This is a genomic window from Enterobacter cloacae complex sp. 370H10, from assembly GCF_050031535.1.
Taxonomy (GTDB): domain Bacteria; phylum Pseudomonadota; class Gammaproteobacteria; order Enterobacterales; family Enterobacteriaceae; genus Enterobacter; species Enterobacter intestinihominis.
Genome location: NZ_JBLGWG010000001.1, coordinates 232,279 through 246,263 on the forward strand (window position 1 = coordinate 232,279; position 13,985 = coordinate 246,263).

Here is a 13,985-nt window from a genome sequence, read left to right on the forward strand (position 1 = left end):
GGTCTACTTATCGCGCTTGTAGACGTTTCTGATAACGGTTTCTCTCGCATCTACTTACTCTGTCAGCTTTCTCACTGAGATTCGGCGGGTTTTTATACCCCTTCCCCCAGGGTTGTTTGCATGAAATATATTAGGTCTCTTACCCAGCAAAGATTGTGTCTGATGCTGGCTGTCTATATCGGTTTGTTTCTGAATGGCGCGGTGCTGTTCAGACGAGTGGAAGGTTATTTCGAACACCTCACTGTAAGAAATGGAATTTTTGCCGCGATTGAAGTGTTTGGCTCAATTCTGGCGACCTTCTTCCTGTTACGCCTGCTCTCTCTCTTTGGCCGTCGTACATGGCAAATTCTGGCCTCGCTGGTGGTGATTATCTCCGCCGCCGCAAGCTATTACATGACATTCATGAACGTGGTCATTGGCTACGGTATTGTGGCCTCGGTGATGACCACGGACATCGACCTCTCGAAAGAGGTGGTGGGTCAAGGGTTCATCCTGTGGACGATTCTGACCTGCCTGATCCCGCTCTTCTTTATCTGGAGTAACACCTGTCGCTACACCCTGTTACGCCAGTTGCGTACCCGGGGACAGCGCATCCGCAACGTCGCCGTCGTTCTTCTGGCGGGTCTGCTGGTATGGGCGCCTATTCGCCTGATGGAAAAGCAGCAAAAACGGATCGAAAAAGCGACAGGCGTGGATATGCCAAGCTACGGCGGCGTGGTGGCTAACTCGTACCTGCCGTCTAACTGGCTGTCGGCGTTAGGTCTTTATGCCTGGGCTCAGGCGGACGAATCCAGCGATGTGAAATCGCTGATTAACCCAACCAAAAAGTTCACCTACCAGGCTCCGGCTGACGGGCTGGATGATACTTACGTGGTCTTCGTTATCGGCGAAACGACGCGCTGGGATCATATGGGTATTCTCGGTTATGACCGCGATACCACCCCGAAACTGGCGCAGGAAAAGAATCTGGTGGCATACCGCGGCTACTCCTGCGATACCGCCACGAAGCTCTCGTTGCGCTGTATGTTTGTTCGCGAGGGCGGTGCGAGTGATAACCCTCAGCGCACTCTCAAAGAGCAAAACGTGTTTGCTGTTCTGAAGCAGCTTGGATTTAGCTCCGATCTGTTCGCCATGCAAAGTGAGATGTGGTTCTACACCAACACCATGGCGGATAACATCGCCTACCGCGAGCAGATTGGCGCCGAGCCGCGTAACCGCGGAAAGAACGTTGATGACATGCTGCTGCTCTCTGAGATGGAACAGTCGCTGAAAAACCATCCGCAGGGTAAGCACCTAATTGTTCTGCATACCAAAGGGTCACACTACAGCTACTATCAGCGTTACACGCGCGATTTCGCCAAATGGACGCCTGAGTGCGTCGGCATTAACAAGAACTGTAGCAAGCAGGAGTTGATCAATGCCTATGATAACTCGATTCTGTATGTGGATACCTTCCTCAGCCGGGTGATTGACCAGCTTCGCGATAAGAAAGCGATTGTGATCTACGCGGCCGACCACGGCGAGTCCATCAACGAGAAAGAGCATTTACACGGTACGCCGCGTAAGCTGGCGCCACCAGAGCAGTTCCGCGTGCCGATGATCATGTGGATGTCGGACAAGTATCTGGAAAACCCGGACAAAGCCAAAATGTTTGCCCACCTGAAACAGCAGGCAGAGATTAAGGTACCGCGCCGTCACGTTGAGCTGTACGACACTATTATGGGCTGTCTCGGCTATACCTCACCGAACGGTGGGATTAACGAAAACAACAACTGGTGTAAACTCCCTGATAACACCACAAAAGCCGCGCAGTAGCTGGTCTGGCGAGAATATCGCCAGTTGAATGGCTTTTTGAAAATAAGGGATTGACGAGGGCGCACCTCAGCAGTAAGATGCGCTCCGCATTCGGCGAGTAGCGCAGCTTGGTAGCGCAACTGGTTTGGGACCAGTGGGTCGGAGGTTCGAATCCTCTCTCGCCGACCACATTCTAAAAAGGGCTAACCGCAAGGTTAGCCCTTTTTGCATTAACGCGTTACCCCACACGAGTCCTCAAAATACCCCTTAGCCCTGCTTCCCCCTGCCTGCTTGCGGTTTTGTGACATAATCCATTGTATTTTTTTATATATAGTTTGATCTTTTTTCGCGTTGCTTATGGATAACCTCAGCATTTTTCGCTGTGCGTTTTAACGTTCGCGGTATTTAGTGCTCAGATAATCACCATTCTGTAAGAAAATTTACCCATTCTGAATAAAACTTAATCACTGGGTGTTGCGAAATAGGGAGGGGTTTGTGCTGCAACATGGCGAGTAGCATAAATTTCTCTGCTGAAAACTGGCATTCAGAGTTTTTTTAATCTTTGTTTGCGGTTTCTCACACTCCACGTAAATCCCCGCCACCTGTATTGACGTTTTCACATTCTGTTGACAGATTGTAGGGCACGAGGGGCATTTCAGGGAGGATCTGCGCTGCAACTCAAACGCTCTTCTGAAAGGATTCTCTATCCCTTTTAACGCCCTCGGGCATCACCGACCGGACCGGGTAAAAAATAAATAAAGGTCAGGCGGCGTAACACAACAAAGCAAAACATCACATTGGAGCACAATAATGAGTATTTCCTTGAAGAAGTCAGGGATGCTGAAGCTTGGTCTGAGCCTGGTGGCCATGACCGTCGCAGCAAGCGTACAGGCAAAAACCCTGGTTTACTGTTCTGAAGGCTCTCCGGAAGGCTTTAACCCACAGCTCTTTACCTCTGGTACGACTTACGACGCAAGCTCTGTACCGATCTATAACCGTCTGGTTGAATTTAAAACCGGTACCACGGAAGTGATTCCTGGCCTGGCTGAAAAGTGGGATATCAGCGAAGACGGTAAAACCTATACCTTCCACCTGCGTCAGGGCGTGAAGTGGCAGGACAGCAAAGAATTCAAACCTACGCGCGACTTTAACGCCGACGACGTAGTGTTCTCCTTCGACCGTCAAAAAAATGCCCAGAACCCGTACCATAAAGTGTCTGGCGGCAGCTATGAATACTTCGAAGGGATGGGTCTGCCAGACCTGATTGCTGAAGTGAAAAAAGTGGACGATAAAACCGTTCAGTTCGTGCTGACGCGTCCGGAAGCGCCATTCCTCGCTGACCTGGCGATGGACTTCGCCTCTATTCTCTCTAAAGAGTACGCGGACAACATGCTGAAAGCCGGCACGCCGGAAAAAGTGGACCTGAACCCAATCGGTACCGGCCCGTTCCAGCTGCTTCAGTACCAGAAAGATTCCCGTATTCTGTATAAAGCCTTCCCGGGCTACTGGGGCACCAAGCCGCAGATCGACCGTCTGGTCTTCTCCATCACGCCTGACGCATCCGTGCGTTACGCAAAATTGCAGAAAAACGAATGTCAGGTGATGCCGTATCCAAACCCGGCTGACATCGCGCGCATGAAGCAGGATAAAAATATCAACCTGATGGAGCAGGCGGGCCTGAACGTGGGTTATCTCTCCTTCAACACCGAGAAGAAACCGTTCGATGACGTGAAAGTGCGTCAGGCGCTGACCTACGCGGTGAACAAAGAAGCGATCATCAAAGCCGTTTACCAGGGCGCTGGCGTTGCGGCCAAGAACCTGATCCCACCAACCATGTGGGGCTATAACGACGACATTAAGGACTACACCTACGATCCTGAGAAAGCGAAAGCGCTGCTGAAAGAAGCGGGCCAGGATAAAGGTTTCACCGTTGAGCTGTGGGCGATGCCGGTACAGCGTCCTTACAACCCGAACGCACGTCGTATGGCGGAAATGGTTCAGGCTGACTGGGCGAAGATTGGCGTACAGGCCAAAATTGTGACCTACGAGTGGGGCGAGTACCTGAAACGCGCCAAAGCGGGCGAACACCAGGCGGTCATGATGGGCTGGACCGGCGACAACGGGGATCCGGACAACTTCTTCGCGACCCTGTTCAGCTGTGCGGCAGCGAAAGACGGTTCCAACTACTCTCGCTGGTGCTACAAGCCGTTTGAAGACCTGATCCAGCCGGCGCGTGCGACCGATGATCACAACAAACGTATCGAACTGTACAAGCAAGCGCAGGTTGTCATGCACGATCAGGCTCCGGCGCTGATTGTTGCTCACTCCACCGTGTACGAGCCAGTGCGTAAAGAAGTGAAGGGCTACGTGGTCGATCCACTGGGCAAACACCACTTCGAAAACGTGTCTGTTGAATAATAAGTAGGGTGTTCTCCCTCTCCCTGTGGGAGAGGGCAGGGGTGAGGGGCGTGCATGCATCCCCTCACCCTAACCCTCTCCCGAAGGGAGAGGGAATTTACATTTGTGAGCAATACAGACGTCACGCTACTGAGCGTGCGTCATCAGAGAGAATCCGGGTTATGTTGCAGTTCATCCTCCGACGTCTGGGACTGGTTATCCCGACGTTTATCGGTATCACCCTTCTCACTTTTGCCTTCGTCCATATGATTCCGGGTGATCCGGTGATGATTATGGCGGGCGAGCGTGGTATCTCCCCTGAACGTCATGCGCAACTGCTGGCTGAACTCGGCCTTGATAAGCCGATGTGGCAGCAGTACCTCCACTACATCTGGGGCGTATTACACGGCGATTTAGGGATTTCACTGAAAAGCCGTCTTCCGGTGTGGGACGAGTTCGTGCCGCGTTTCCAGGCGACGCTGGAACTCGGCATCTGCGCCATGATCTTCGCGACCGCGGTGGGGATTCCCGTCGGCGTGCTGGCTGCCGTTAAGCGTGGCTCTATTTTCGACCACACCGCCGTTGGCCTGGCACTGACCGGCTACTCCATGCCTATCTTCTGGTGGGGCATGATGCTGATCATGCTGGTCTCGGTGCAGTGGAACCTGACGCCGGTCTCCGGACGTGTCAGCGATATGGTTTTCCTTGACGACACCAACCCGTTAACCGGCTTTATGCTGATTGATACGGCGATCTGGGGCGAAGAGGGCAACTTCATTGATGCGGTTGCGCACATGATCCTGCCTGCAATGGTGCTGGGCACCATCCCACTTGCGGTGATCGTGCGTATGACTCGTTCCTCCATGCTGGAAGTGCTGGGCGAAGATTATATTCGTACTGCCCGCGCTAAAGGTCTGACCCGTATGCGCGTCATCATCATTCATGCCCTGCGTAACGCCATGCTGCCGGTGGTGACCGTTATCGGTTTGCAGGTCGGTACGCTGCTGGCCGGGGCGATCCTGACCGAAACCATCTTCTCCTGGCCAGGCCTTGGACGCTGGCTAATTGATGCGCTGCAACGCCGTGACTATCCGGTTGTGCAGGGCGGTGTATTGCTGGTCGCGACGATGATTATCCTCGTCAACCTGCTGGTCGATTTGCTGTACGGCGTGGTGAACCCGCGTATTCGTCATAAGAAGTAAGGGGCCATCATGTCACAAGTTACTCAAAATAAAGCGGTTACCGCACCGGTGCCAATGACGCCGATGCAGGAATTCTGGCACTACTTCAAGCGCAACAAAGGCGCGGTCGTCGGGCTGGTATATGTTTCCATCATGATCCTGATTGCGGTGTTTGCGAACTTCCTTGCGCCGTATAACCCCGCGGACCAGTTCCGTGATGCGCTGCTCGCGCCACCGGCCTGGCAGGAAGGTGGTAGCCTGACGCACCTGCTCGGTACTGATGACGTTGGCCGTGATGTGCTGTCTCGTCTGATGTACGGTGCGCGCCTCTCTCTGCTGGTTGGCTGTCTCGTGGTGGTGTTGTCGCTGATCATGGGCGTTGTGCTTGGTCTGGTGGCGGGCTACTTCGGCGGCATCGTTGATAACGTCATCATGCGTATCGTCGATATCATGCTGGCATTGCCAAGCCTTCTGCTGGCCCTGGTTCTGGTCGCTGTCTTTGGTCCTTCGATAGGCAATGCCGCGCTCGCGCTAACGTTCGTTGCGCTTCCTCACTATGTCCGATTAACCCGTGCGGCCGTGCTGGTCGAGGTGAACCGCGATTATGTAACGGCATCTCGAGTGGCGGGTGCGGGGGCGATGCGCCAGATGTTCGTCAATATTCTTCCTAACTGCCTTGCACCGCTGATTGTTCAGGCGTCGCTCGGTTTTTCTAACGCCATTCTCGATATGGCCGCTCTTGGCTTCCTTGGCATGGGTGCGCAGCCGCCAACACCGGAATGGGGCACCATGCTCTCCGACGTGTTGCAGTTCGCGCAAAGCGCCTGGTGGGTCGTCACCTTCCCGGGTCTGGCGATTCTGCTGACGGTGCTGGCATTTAACCTGATGGGTGATGGTCTGCGTGATGCACTTGATCCCAAACTGAAGCAGTAAGAGGCACGAGATGGCGTTATTAAATGTAGATAAATTATCGGTGCACTTCGGCGATGAAGGCACACCGTTTCGTGCTGTGGACCGCATCAGCTATAGCGTAAATCAGGGCGAAGTGGTTGGTATCGTTGGGGAGTCCGGTTCCGGTAAGTCAGTGAGTTCACTGGCAATCATGGGGCTGATTGACTATCCCGGCCGCGTAATGGCGGAAAGCCTGGAGTTCAATGGCCAGGATCTGCAGCGCATTTCCGAAAAACAGCGCCGCCAACTGGTGGGAGCGGAAGTGGCGATGATCTTCCAGGACCCGATGACCAGTCTGAACCCGTGTTACACCGTGGGTTTCCAGATTATGGAAGCCATTAAGGTGCACCAGGGCGGTAACAAGCAAACCCGTCGCCAGCGCGCTATTGACCTGCTGACGCAGGTGGGTATACCCGATCCGGCATCGCGTCTGGACGTTTATCCGCACCAGTTATCCGGTGGGATGAGTCAGCGTGTAATGATCGCGATGGCCATTGCCTGTCGTCCAAAACTGCTGATTGCCGATGAACCGACAACCGCGCTGGACGTGACCATTCAGGCGCAAATTATTGAGCTACTGCTGGAGTTGCAGCAGAAAGAGAATATGGCGCTGGTGCTGATTACGCACGATCTGGCGCTGGTGGCTGAAGCGGCACACAAAATCATTGTGATGTATGCAGGCCAGGTGGTGGAGACCGGGAGTTCACACGATATCTTCCGGGCCCCGCGTCATCCCTATACGCAGGCGCTGCTGCGCGCGCTGCCGGAGTTCGCGCAGGATAAAGCGCGTCTGGCCTCGCTGCCGGGGGTGGTACCGGGTAAATATGACCGTCCTCAGGGCTGTCTGCTTAACCCGCGCTGCCCGTATGCGACGGATAAATGCCGCGTCGACGAGCCGGAGCTGAACCTGTTAGCTGACGGACGTCAGTCGAAATGCCACTACCCACTCGATGATGCCGGGAGGCCAACACTATGAGTACGCAACAAATGCTGTTGCAGGCCATCGACCTGAAAAAACATTACCCGGTGAAGAAGGGCCTCTTTGCTCCTGAGCGCCTGGTAAAAGCGCTGGATGGTGTCTCCTTTACTCTCGAACGCGGAAAAACGCTGGCGGTGGTAGGGGAATCTGGCTGTGGGAAGTCCACGCTGGGCCGTCTGTTAACGATGATTGAAGTTCCGACTGGCGGCGAGCTTTACTATCAGGGCCAGGATCTGCTCAAGCACGATCCGCAGGCGCAGAAACTGCGACGTCAGAAAATCCAGATTGTGTTCCAGAATCCGTATGGTTCGCTGAACCCGCGAAAAAAAGTGGGGCAGATTCTGGAAGAGCCGCTGCTGATCAACAGCAACCTGAGCAAAGAGCAGCGTCGTGAAAAAGCGCTGGCGATGATGGCGAAGGTGGGCCTGAAAACCGAGCATTACGATCGCTATCCGCATATGTTCTCTGGCGGTCAACGTCAGCGTATCGCCATCGCCCGTGGTCTGATGCTCGACCCGGACGTGGTGATTGCCGATGAACCAGTTTCGGCGCTCGACGTATCCGTGCGTGCGCAGGTGCTGAACCTGATGATGGATTTACAGCAGGATCTTGGGCTGTCGTACGTTTTCATCTCCCATGACCTGTCTGTGGTTGAGCACATTGCCGATGAGGTGATGGTGATGTATCTGGGACGCTGCGTAGAGAAGGGGACGAAAGATCAGATCTTTAATAACCCGCGTCATCCATATACTCAGGCACTACTGTCTGCGACGCCGCGACTGAACCCGGATGACCGCCGTGAGCGCATTAAGCTGACCGGCGAGTTACCAAGCCCGCTTAACCCGCCGCCGGGATGTGCGTTCAACGCTCGCTGCCGTCGCCGCTTCGGTCCGTGTACGCAGTTGCAGCCACAACTGAAAGATTATGGCGGACAGCTGGTGGCCTGCTTCGCGGTCGATCAGGATGAAAACGGCGAAAAGCCGCATGCATAAAGGAAAAAACCGGCGATTAGCCGGTTTTTTTTTACGTCTGAGATCTACTTCCGTAAACGAATCTGGTCAACGGCGTGTTTCTCACTCTTGGTGAGGATCAGGCTTGCACGTTCGCGCGTCGGCAGGATGTTCTCTTTGAGGTTGACGTAGTTGATCTCATTCCACAGCCCGGTCGCCACGTTGATAGCCTCTTCTTCAGAGAGCTGAGCGTAGTTGTGGAAGTAAGAATCCGGGTCGGTGAACGCCCCTTCACGGAACTTCAGGAAGCGGTTGATATACCAGCGTTGCAACAGATCTTCAGGCGCATCCACATAAATTGAGAAATCGACGAAGTCAGAGACAAACACGTGATGCGGATCGTGAGGGTAATCCATCCCGCTTTGCAGTACGTTTAAGCCCTCCAGAATCAGGATGTCGGGCTGCACCACCGTTTTGTCACCATCCGGGATGCGGTCGTAGATCAGATGCGAGTAGACCGGTGCGGTAACGTTCGGCACGCCCGATTTTAAATCAGAGACAAACTTTACCAGGCGGTGCATATCATAAGAGAGCGGGAAGCCCTTCTTCTTCATCAGGCCGCGTTCTTTCAACACCTCATTGGGATGCAGGAAGCCGTCGGTGGTGATCAGCTCCACGCTGCGGTGTTCCGGCCAGCGGCTCAGCAGCGCCTGTAGCACGCGCGCGGTGGTACTTTTACCCACTGCCACGCTGCCCGCAATACTGATGATATAAGGAATACGTTGACCGTTCGTGCCGAGGAACTGTTCCAGTACGGCCTGACGACGCAAGTTGGAGCTGATGTAAAAGTTAAGCAAGCGAGAGAGGGGGAGATAGATTTCTGCCACCTCTTCCAGGGAGAGATCTTCGTTTATCCCTTTTAGCCGTGCGATTTCACCTTCCGTCAGTGTCATAGGGACGGAGTCACGCAGGGCTGCCCACTGGCTACGGTTAAACTGAAGATAGGGCGTCATTAACGTTTGCTCTTTTTTGCTCATAAGCATGCTTCTGTGAACCATCACGAAACGGCGGGTGCGGGCTCATCACATAGTTAATTTTGGACAATGGGCAGGAGGTTAACACCAGATGAGAGGAATAATAAGAAAAAATATGGGAAAGCGATGCTTAACCGGGCAGGCATCACCCGGGGCTATAGCGTGCCGAAATCAGGCGTTCATGTTGGATTTTTAATCGCGAGCGGATGAATTTACAGCGGTTAGCCCTGGTTTCGAATAAAATGTGAGCGAAAGAACGTTTTATGCAATTTTTTAGTTGCATGACTGCGCAGGTCTCCATAGAATGCGCGCTACTTGATGCCGACTTAGCTCAGTAGGTAGAGCAACTGACTTGTAATCAGTAGGTCACCAGTTCGATTCCGGTAGTCGGCACCATCAAGTCCGGTGGGGTTCCCGAGCGGCCAAAGGGAGCAGACTGTAAATCTGCCGTCACAGACTTCGAAGGTTCGAATCCTTCCCCCACCACCACTTTCTGGCAGCGTCAACGCCGCCGGAGCTGGTTGGAAAAATTGACCAGCTCGAACAGAAAAGAGAGAAATCTCTTTTTTTGTTACAGAAAGAACTGGGTAGCCGAGTTTCAGGATGCGGGCATCGTATAATGGCTATTACCTCAGCCTTCCAAGCTGATGATGCGGGTTCGATTCCCGCTGCCCGCTCCAATACGTGCTGATATGGCTCAGTTGGTAGAGCGCACCCTTGGTAAGGGTGAGGTCCCCAGTTCGACTCTGGGTATCAGCACCACTTCACTTCTCCCTCCCTTTCTCTCTGTTTCAATGTAAATGTATTCAACAGTTCAGGCATTTTCGCCTGGTTGATGTGGTGATATCACCGATTTATCCGTGTCTTAGAGGGACAATCGATGTCTAAAGAAAAGTTTGAACGTACAAAACCGCACGTTAACGTCGGTACTATCGGCCACGTTGACCATGGTAAAACAACGCTGACCGCTGCAATCACTACCGTACTGGCTAAAACCTACGGCGGTGCTGCTCGTGCTTTCGATCAGATCGATAACGCACCAGAAGAAAAAGCTCGTGGTATCACCATCAACACCTCTCACGTTGAGTATGACACCCCGACTCGCCACTACGCACACGTAGACTGCCCAGGCCACGCCGACTATGTTAAAAACATGATCACCGGTGCTGCGCAGATGGACGGCGCGATCCTGGTTGTTGCTGCGACTGACGGCCCTATGCCTCAGACTCGTGAGCACATCCTGCTGGGTCGTCAGGTAGGCGTTCCTTTCATCATCGTGTTCCTGAACAAATGCGACATGGTTGATGACGAAGAGCTGCTGGAACTGGTAGAGATGGAAGTTCGTGAACTGCTGTCTCAGTACGATTTCCCAGGCGACGATACTCCAATCGTTCGTGGTTCCGCGCTGAAAGCGCTGGAAGGCGACGCAGAGTGGGAAGCGAAAATCATCGAACTGGCTGGCTTCCTGGATTCTTACATCCCAGAACCAGAGCGTGCGATTGACAAGCCATTCCTGCTGCCAATCGAAGACGTATTCTCCATCTCCGGTCGTGGTACCGTTGTTACCGGTCGTGTAGAGCGCGGTATCATCAAAGTTGGTGAAGAAGTTGAAATCGTTGGTATCAAAGAGACTGCGAAGTCTACCTGTACTGGCGTTGAAATGTTCCGCAAACTGCTGGACGAAGGCCGTGCTGGTGAGAACGTTGGTGTTCTGCTGCGTGGTATCAAACGTGAAGAAATCGAACGTGGTCAGGTTCTGGCGAAGCCAGGCTCAATCAAGCCACACACCAAGTTCGAATCTGAAGTGTACATTCTGTCCAAAGACGAAGGCGGCCGTCATACTCCGTTCTTCAAAGGCTACCGTCCACAGTTCTACTTCCGTACAACTGACGTGACCGGTACCATCGAACTGCCAGAAGGCGTAGAGATGGTAATGCCAGGCGACAACATCAAGATGGTTGTGACTCTGATCCACCCAATCGCGATGGACGACGGTCTGCGTTTCGCAATCCGTGAAGGCGGCCGTACCGTTGGCGCGGGCGTTGTTGCTAAAGTTCTCGGCTAATCGCTGATAACATTTGACGCAATGCGCAATAAAAGGGCATCATTTGATGCCCTTTTTGCACGCTTTCACATCAGAACCTGGCTCATCAGTGATTAATTTTGTCATAATCATTGCTGAGACAGGCTCTGCGGAGAGCGTATAATACGAAAAGCGAATAGCATTTCGATTGGTTTGCCTCGCACTCGCGGGGTGAAAATGTTTGTAGAATACTTCTGACAGGTTGGTTTATGAGTGCGAATACCGAAGCTCAAGGGAGCGGGCGCGGCCTGGAAGCGATGAAATGGGTAGTTGTAGCCGTGCTGCTGATTGTGGCGATTGTCGGCAACTATCTTTATCGTGACATGATGCTGCCGCTACGCGCGCTTGCAGTGGTAATTCTGATTGCTGCGGCGGGTGGTGTCGCGCTGTTGACGACGAAAGGCAAAGCGACCGTTGCGTTTGCCCGCGAAGCGCGTACCGAAGTCCGCAAGGTCATTTGGCCGACTCGCCAGGAAACATTGCACACCACGCTGATTGTAGCGGCGGTAACCGCTGTAATGTCACTGATCCTGTGGGGACTGGATGGTATTCTGGTTCGCCTGGTATCCTTTATCACTGGCCTGAGGTTCTGAGATGTCTGAAGCCCCTAAAAAGCGCTGGTACGTCGTTCAGGCGTTTTCCGGTTTTGAAGGCCGCGTAGCTACGTCGCTGCGTGAGCATATCAAATTACACAATATGGAAGAGTTATTTGGCGAAGTTATGGTTCCGACCGAAGAAGTGGTTGAGATCCGTGGCGGCCAACGTCGCAAAAGCGAGCGTAAATTCTTCCCGGGTTACGTGCTGGTTCAGATGGTGATGAACGACGCGAGCTGGCACCTGGTGCGCAGCGTACCACGCGTGATGGGCTTTATCGGCGGCACATCTGACCGTCCGGCGCCAATCAGCGACAAAGAAGTTGATGCGATTATGAACCGCCTCCAGCAGGTGGGTGATAAACCGCGTCCGAAAACGCTGTTTGAACCGGGTGAGATGGTTCGTGTTAACGACGGTCCGTTTGCTGACTTTAATGGCGTCGTCGAAGAAGTGGACTACGAGAAGTCCCGCCTGAAAGTTTCCGTTTCTATCTTTGGTCGTGCGACCCCGGTAGAGCTGGACTTTGCTCAGGTAGAAAAAGCCTAAGCAGCGATCAAAAAAGCGACGATTTAATCGTTGCACAGGGCGCGAGATTGGAATACAATTTCGCGCCTTTTGTTTTTATGGGTTCCGACCCGTAAAACGAATTTTATTCACGGGGAGCCTCTCCGAGGCGTTATTACCCAATCAGAGGATTTTAGAATGGCTAAGAAAGTACAAGCCTACGTCAAGCTGCAGGTTGCAGCAGGTATGGCGAACCCAAGTCCACCAGTTGGTCCAGCTCTGGGTCAGCAGGGTGTGAACATCATGGAATTCTGTAAAGCGTTCAACGCCAAAACTGAATCCATGGAAAAAGGTCTGCCAATCCCAGTTGTAATCACTGTTTACGCTGACCGTTCTTTCACTTTCGTTACCAAAACCCCTCCAGCAGCAGTTCTGCTGAAGAAAGCAGCGGGCATCAAGTCTGGTTCCGGTAAGCCGAACAAAGACAAAGTGGGTAAAATTTCCCGCGCTCAGCTGCAGGAAATCGCGCAGACCAAAGCTGCCGACATGACTGGTTCCGACATTGAAGCGATGACTCGCTCCATTGAAGGTACTGCACGTTCCATGGGCCTGGTAGTGGAGGACTAAGAAATGGCTAAACTGACCAAGCGCATGTCCGTGATCCGTGACAAAGTTGATGCGACCAAACAGTACGACATCAACGAAGCTATCGCTCTGCTGAAAGAACTGGCAACTGCTAAGTTCGTTGAAAGCGTTGACGTTGCCGTTAACCTGGGCATCGACGCTCGTAAATCCGATCAGAACGTTCGTGGCGCAACTGTACTGCCACACGGTACTGGCCGTTCCGTACGCGTAGCTGTATTTGCTCAGGGTGCAAACGCTGAAGCGGCTAAAGCTGCTGGCGCTGAACTGGTAGGTATGGAAGATCTGGCTGATCAGATCAAGAAAGGCGAAATGAACTTTGACGTTGTTATTGCTTCTCCAGATGCAATGCGCGTTGTTGGCCAGCTGGGCCAGGTTCTGGGTCCACGCGGCCTGATGCCAAACCCGAAAGTGGGTACTGTAACTCCTAACGTTGCTGAAGCGGTTAAGAACGCTAAAGCAGGTCAGGTTCGTTACCGTAACGACAAAAACGGCATCATCCACACCACCATCGGTAAAGTGGACTTTGACGCTGACAAACTGAAAGAAAACCTGGAAGCTCTGCTGGTTGCGCTGAAAAAAGCTAAACCAACTCAGGCGAAAGGCGTGTACATCAAGAAAGTTAGCATCTCCACCACCATGGGTGCAGGTGTTGCAGTTGACCAGGCTGGCCTGAGCGCTGCTGCAAACTAATGCCTTTACGTGGGCGGTGATTTTGTCTACAATCTTACCCCCACGTTTGCTAACAAAAGTTAGCGGCTAAAAGAATTGTTCGTTGGAGCCTGGCCTATCCAGGCCTCCGTCGAAGACCGCAGGTGTTTCGCAAGAAACTTAATCCCCTGCGTAGACGGTGACAGAACGCTAAGATTATTTTAA

Annotated in this window: 12 protein-coding genes and 5 tRNA genes; 16 read left to right on the top strand and 1 reads right to left on the bottom strand. The window is 53.1% G+C overall.

Going from position 1 to position 13,985, the window contains the following annotated elements; genetic code table 11:
• Positions 1-120 precede the first annotated feature (120 nt).
• The 7 genes from eptB (at position 121) to dppF (ending at position 8,294) form a co-directional block, all read left to right on the top strand.
• Positions 121-1,815: a kdo(2)-lipid A phosphoethanolamine 7''-transferase gene (eptB, locus tag ACQG2Q_RS01170; RefSeq protein ID WP_022646694.1), complete on the top strand. Its 1,695-nt coding sequence runs from the start codon at positions 121-123 to the stop codon at positions 1,813-1,815.
• Positions 1,816-1,906: 91 nt separating this feature from the next.
• A tRNA-Pro gene (locus tag ACQG2Q_RS01175) sits at positions 1,907-1,983 on the top strand.
• A 621-nt stretch (positions 1,984-2,604) separates the two neighbouring features.
• The gene (gene dppA / locus ACQG2Q_RS01180) at positions 2,605-4,212 is read left to right on the top strand and encodes a dipeptide ABC transporter periplasmic-binding protein DppA (protein WP_022646695.1); all 1,608 of its coding nucleotides are present in this window, start codon (positions 2,605-2,607) and stop codon (positions 4,210-4,212) included.
• Positions 4,213-4,373: 161 nt separating this feature from the next.
• A complete protein-coding gene (gene dppB / locus ACQG2Q_RS01185) occupies positions 4,374-5,393 on the top strand; it encodes a dipeptide ABC transporter permease DppB (RefSeq protein WP_022646696.1) in 1,020 nt (339 codons plus the stop codon).
• Positions 5,394-5,402: 9 nt separating this feature from the next.
• Positions 5,403-6,305 (top strand): dipeptide ABC transporter permease DppC, encoded by a 903-nt coding sequence (dppC, locus tag ACQG2Q_RS01190; protein ID WP_022646697.1) that lies wholly within the window; start codon positions 5,403-5,405, stop codon positions 6,303-6,305.
• A 10-nt stretch (positions 6,306-6,315) separates the two neighbouring features.
• Entirely contained in the window at positions 6,316-7,299 is a 984-nt protein-coding gene (gene dppD / locus ACQG2Q_RS01195) for a dipeptide ABC transporter ATP-binding protein (protein WP_010426220.1), read from the top strand.
• Complete coding sequence (gene dppF, locus ACQG2Q_RS01200) at positions 7,296-8,294, top strand: dipeptide ABC transporter ATP-binding subunit DppF (protein WP_022646698.1); 999 nt, start codon at positions 7,296-7,298, stop codon at positions 8,292-8,294. Before dppD ends, dppF begins: the two co-directional genes overlap by 4 nt.
• 44 nt (positions 8,295-8,338) lie before the next feature.
• Here dppF and coaA read toward each other — a convergent pair whose 3' ends face one another.
• Positions 8,339-9,289 carry a type I pantothenate kinase gene (coaA, locus tag ACQG2Q_RS01205; RefSeq protein WP_032622068.1) on the bottom strand — a complete coding sequence of 317 codons (951 nt, stop codon included), beginning with the start codon at positions 9,287-9,289 and terminating at the stop codon, positions 8,339-8,341.
• 317 nt (positions 9,290-9,606) lie between these two features.
• Between coaA and ACQG2Q_RS01210 the strand changes: the two genes are divergently transcribed.
• From ACQG2Q_RS01210 to rplA, 9 genes are all read left to right on the top strand, one after another.
• Positions 9,607-9,682 (top strand) — tRNA-Thr (locus tag ACQG2Q_RS01210).
• Between the two features lie 8 nt (positions 9,683-9,690).
• Positions 9,691-9,775: transfer RNA gene (locus ACQG2Q_RS01215), tRNA-Tyr, on the top strand.
• A 116-nt stretch (positions 9,776-9,891) separates the two neighbouring features.
• Positions 9,892-9,966, top strand: a tRNA-Gly gene (locus tag ACQG2Q_RS01220).
• 6 nt (positions 9,967-9,972) lie between these two features.
• Positions 9,973-10,048 (top strand) — tRNA-Thr (locus ACQG2Q_RS01225).
• A 118-nt stretch (positions 10,049-10,166) separates the two neighbouring features.
• Positions 10,167-11,351, top strand: a complete 1,185-nt coding sequence (tuf, locus tag ACQG2Q_RS01230) for an elongation factor Tu (RefSeq protein WP_022646700.1) — start codon at positions 10,167-10,169, stop codon at positions 11,349-11,351.
• 227 nt (positions 11,352-11,578) lie between these two features.
• Entirely contained in the window at positions 11,579-11,962 is a 384-nt protein-coding gene (gene secE, locus ACQG2Q_RS01235; protein ID WP_003862342.1) for a preprotein translocase subunit SecE, read from the top strand.
• A gap of 1 nt (position 11,963) precedes the next feature.
• A complete protein-coding gene (gene nusG, locus ACQG2Q_RS01240; protein WP_003862341.1) occupies positions 11,964-12,509 on the top strand; it encodes a transcription termination/antitermination protein NusG in 546 nt (181 codons plus the stop codon).
• A gap of 156 nt (positions 12,510-12,665) precedes the next feature.
• Entirely contained in the window at positions 12,666-13,094 is a 429-nt protein-coding gene (gene rplK, locus ACQG2Q_RS01245) for a 50S ribosomal protein L11 (protein ID WP_003862340.1), read from the top strand.
• Positions 13,095-13,097: 3 nt separating this feature from the next.
• Positions 13,098-13,802 (top strand): 50S ribosomal protein L1, encoded by a 705-nt coding sequence (gene rplA / locus ACQG2Q_RS01250; RefSeq protein WP_006810530.1) that lies wholly within the window; start codon positions 13,098-13,100, stop codon positions 13,800-13,802.
• Positions 13,803-13,985 lie beyond the last annotated feature (183 nt).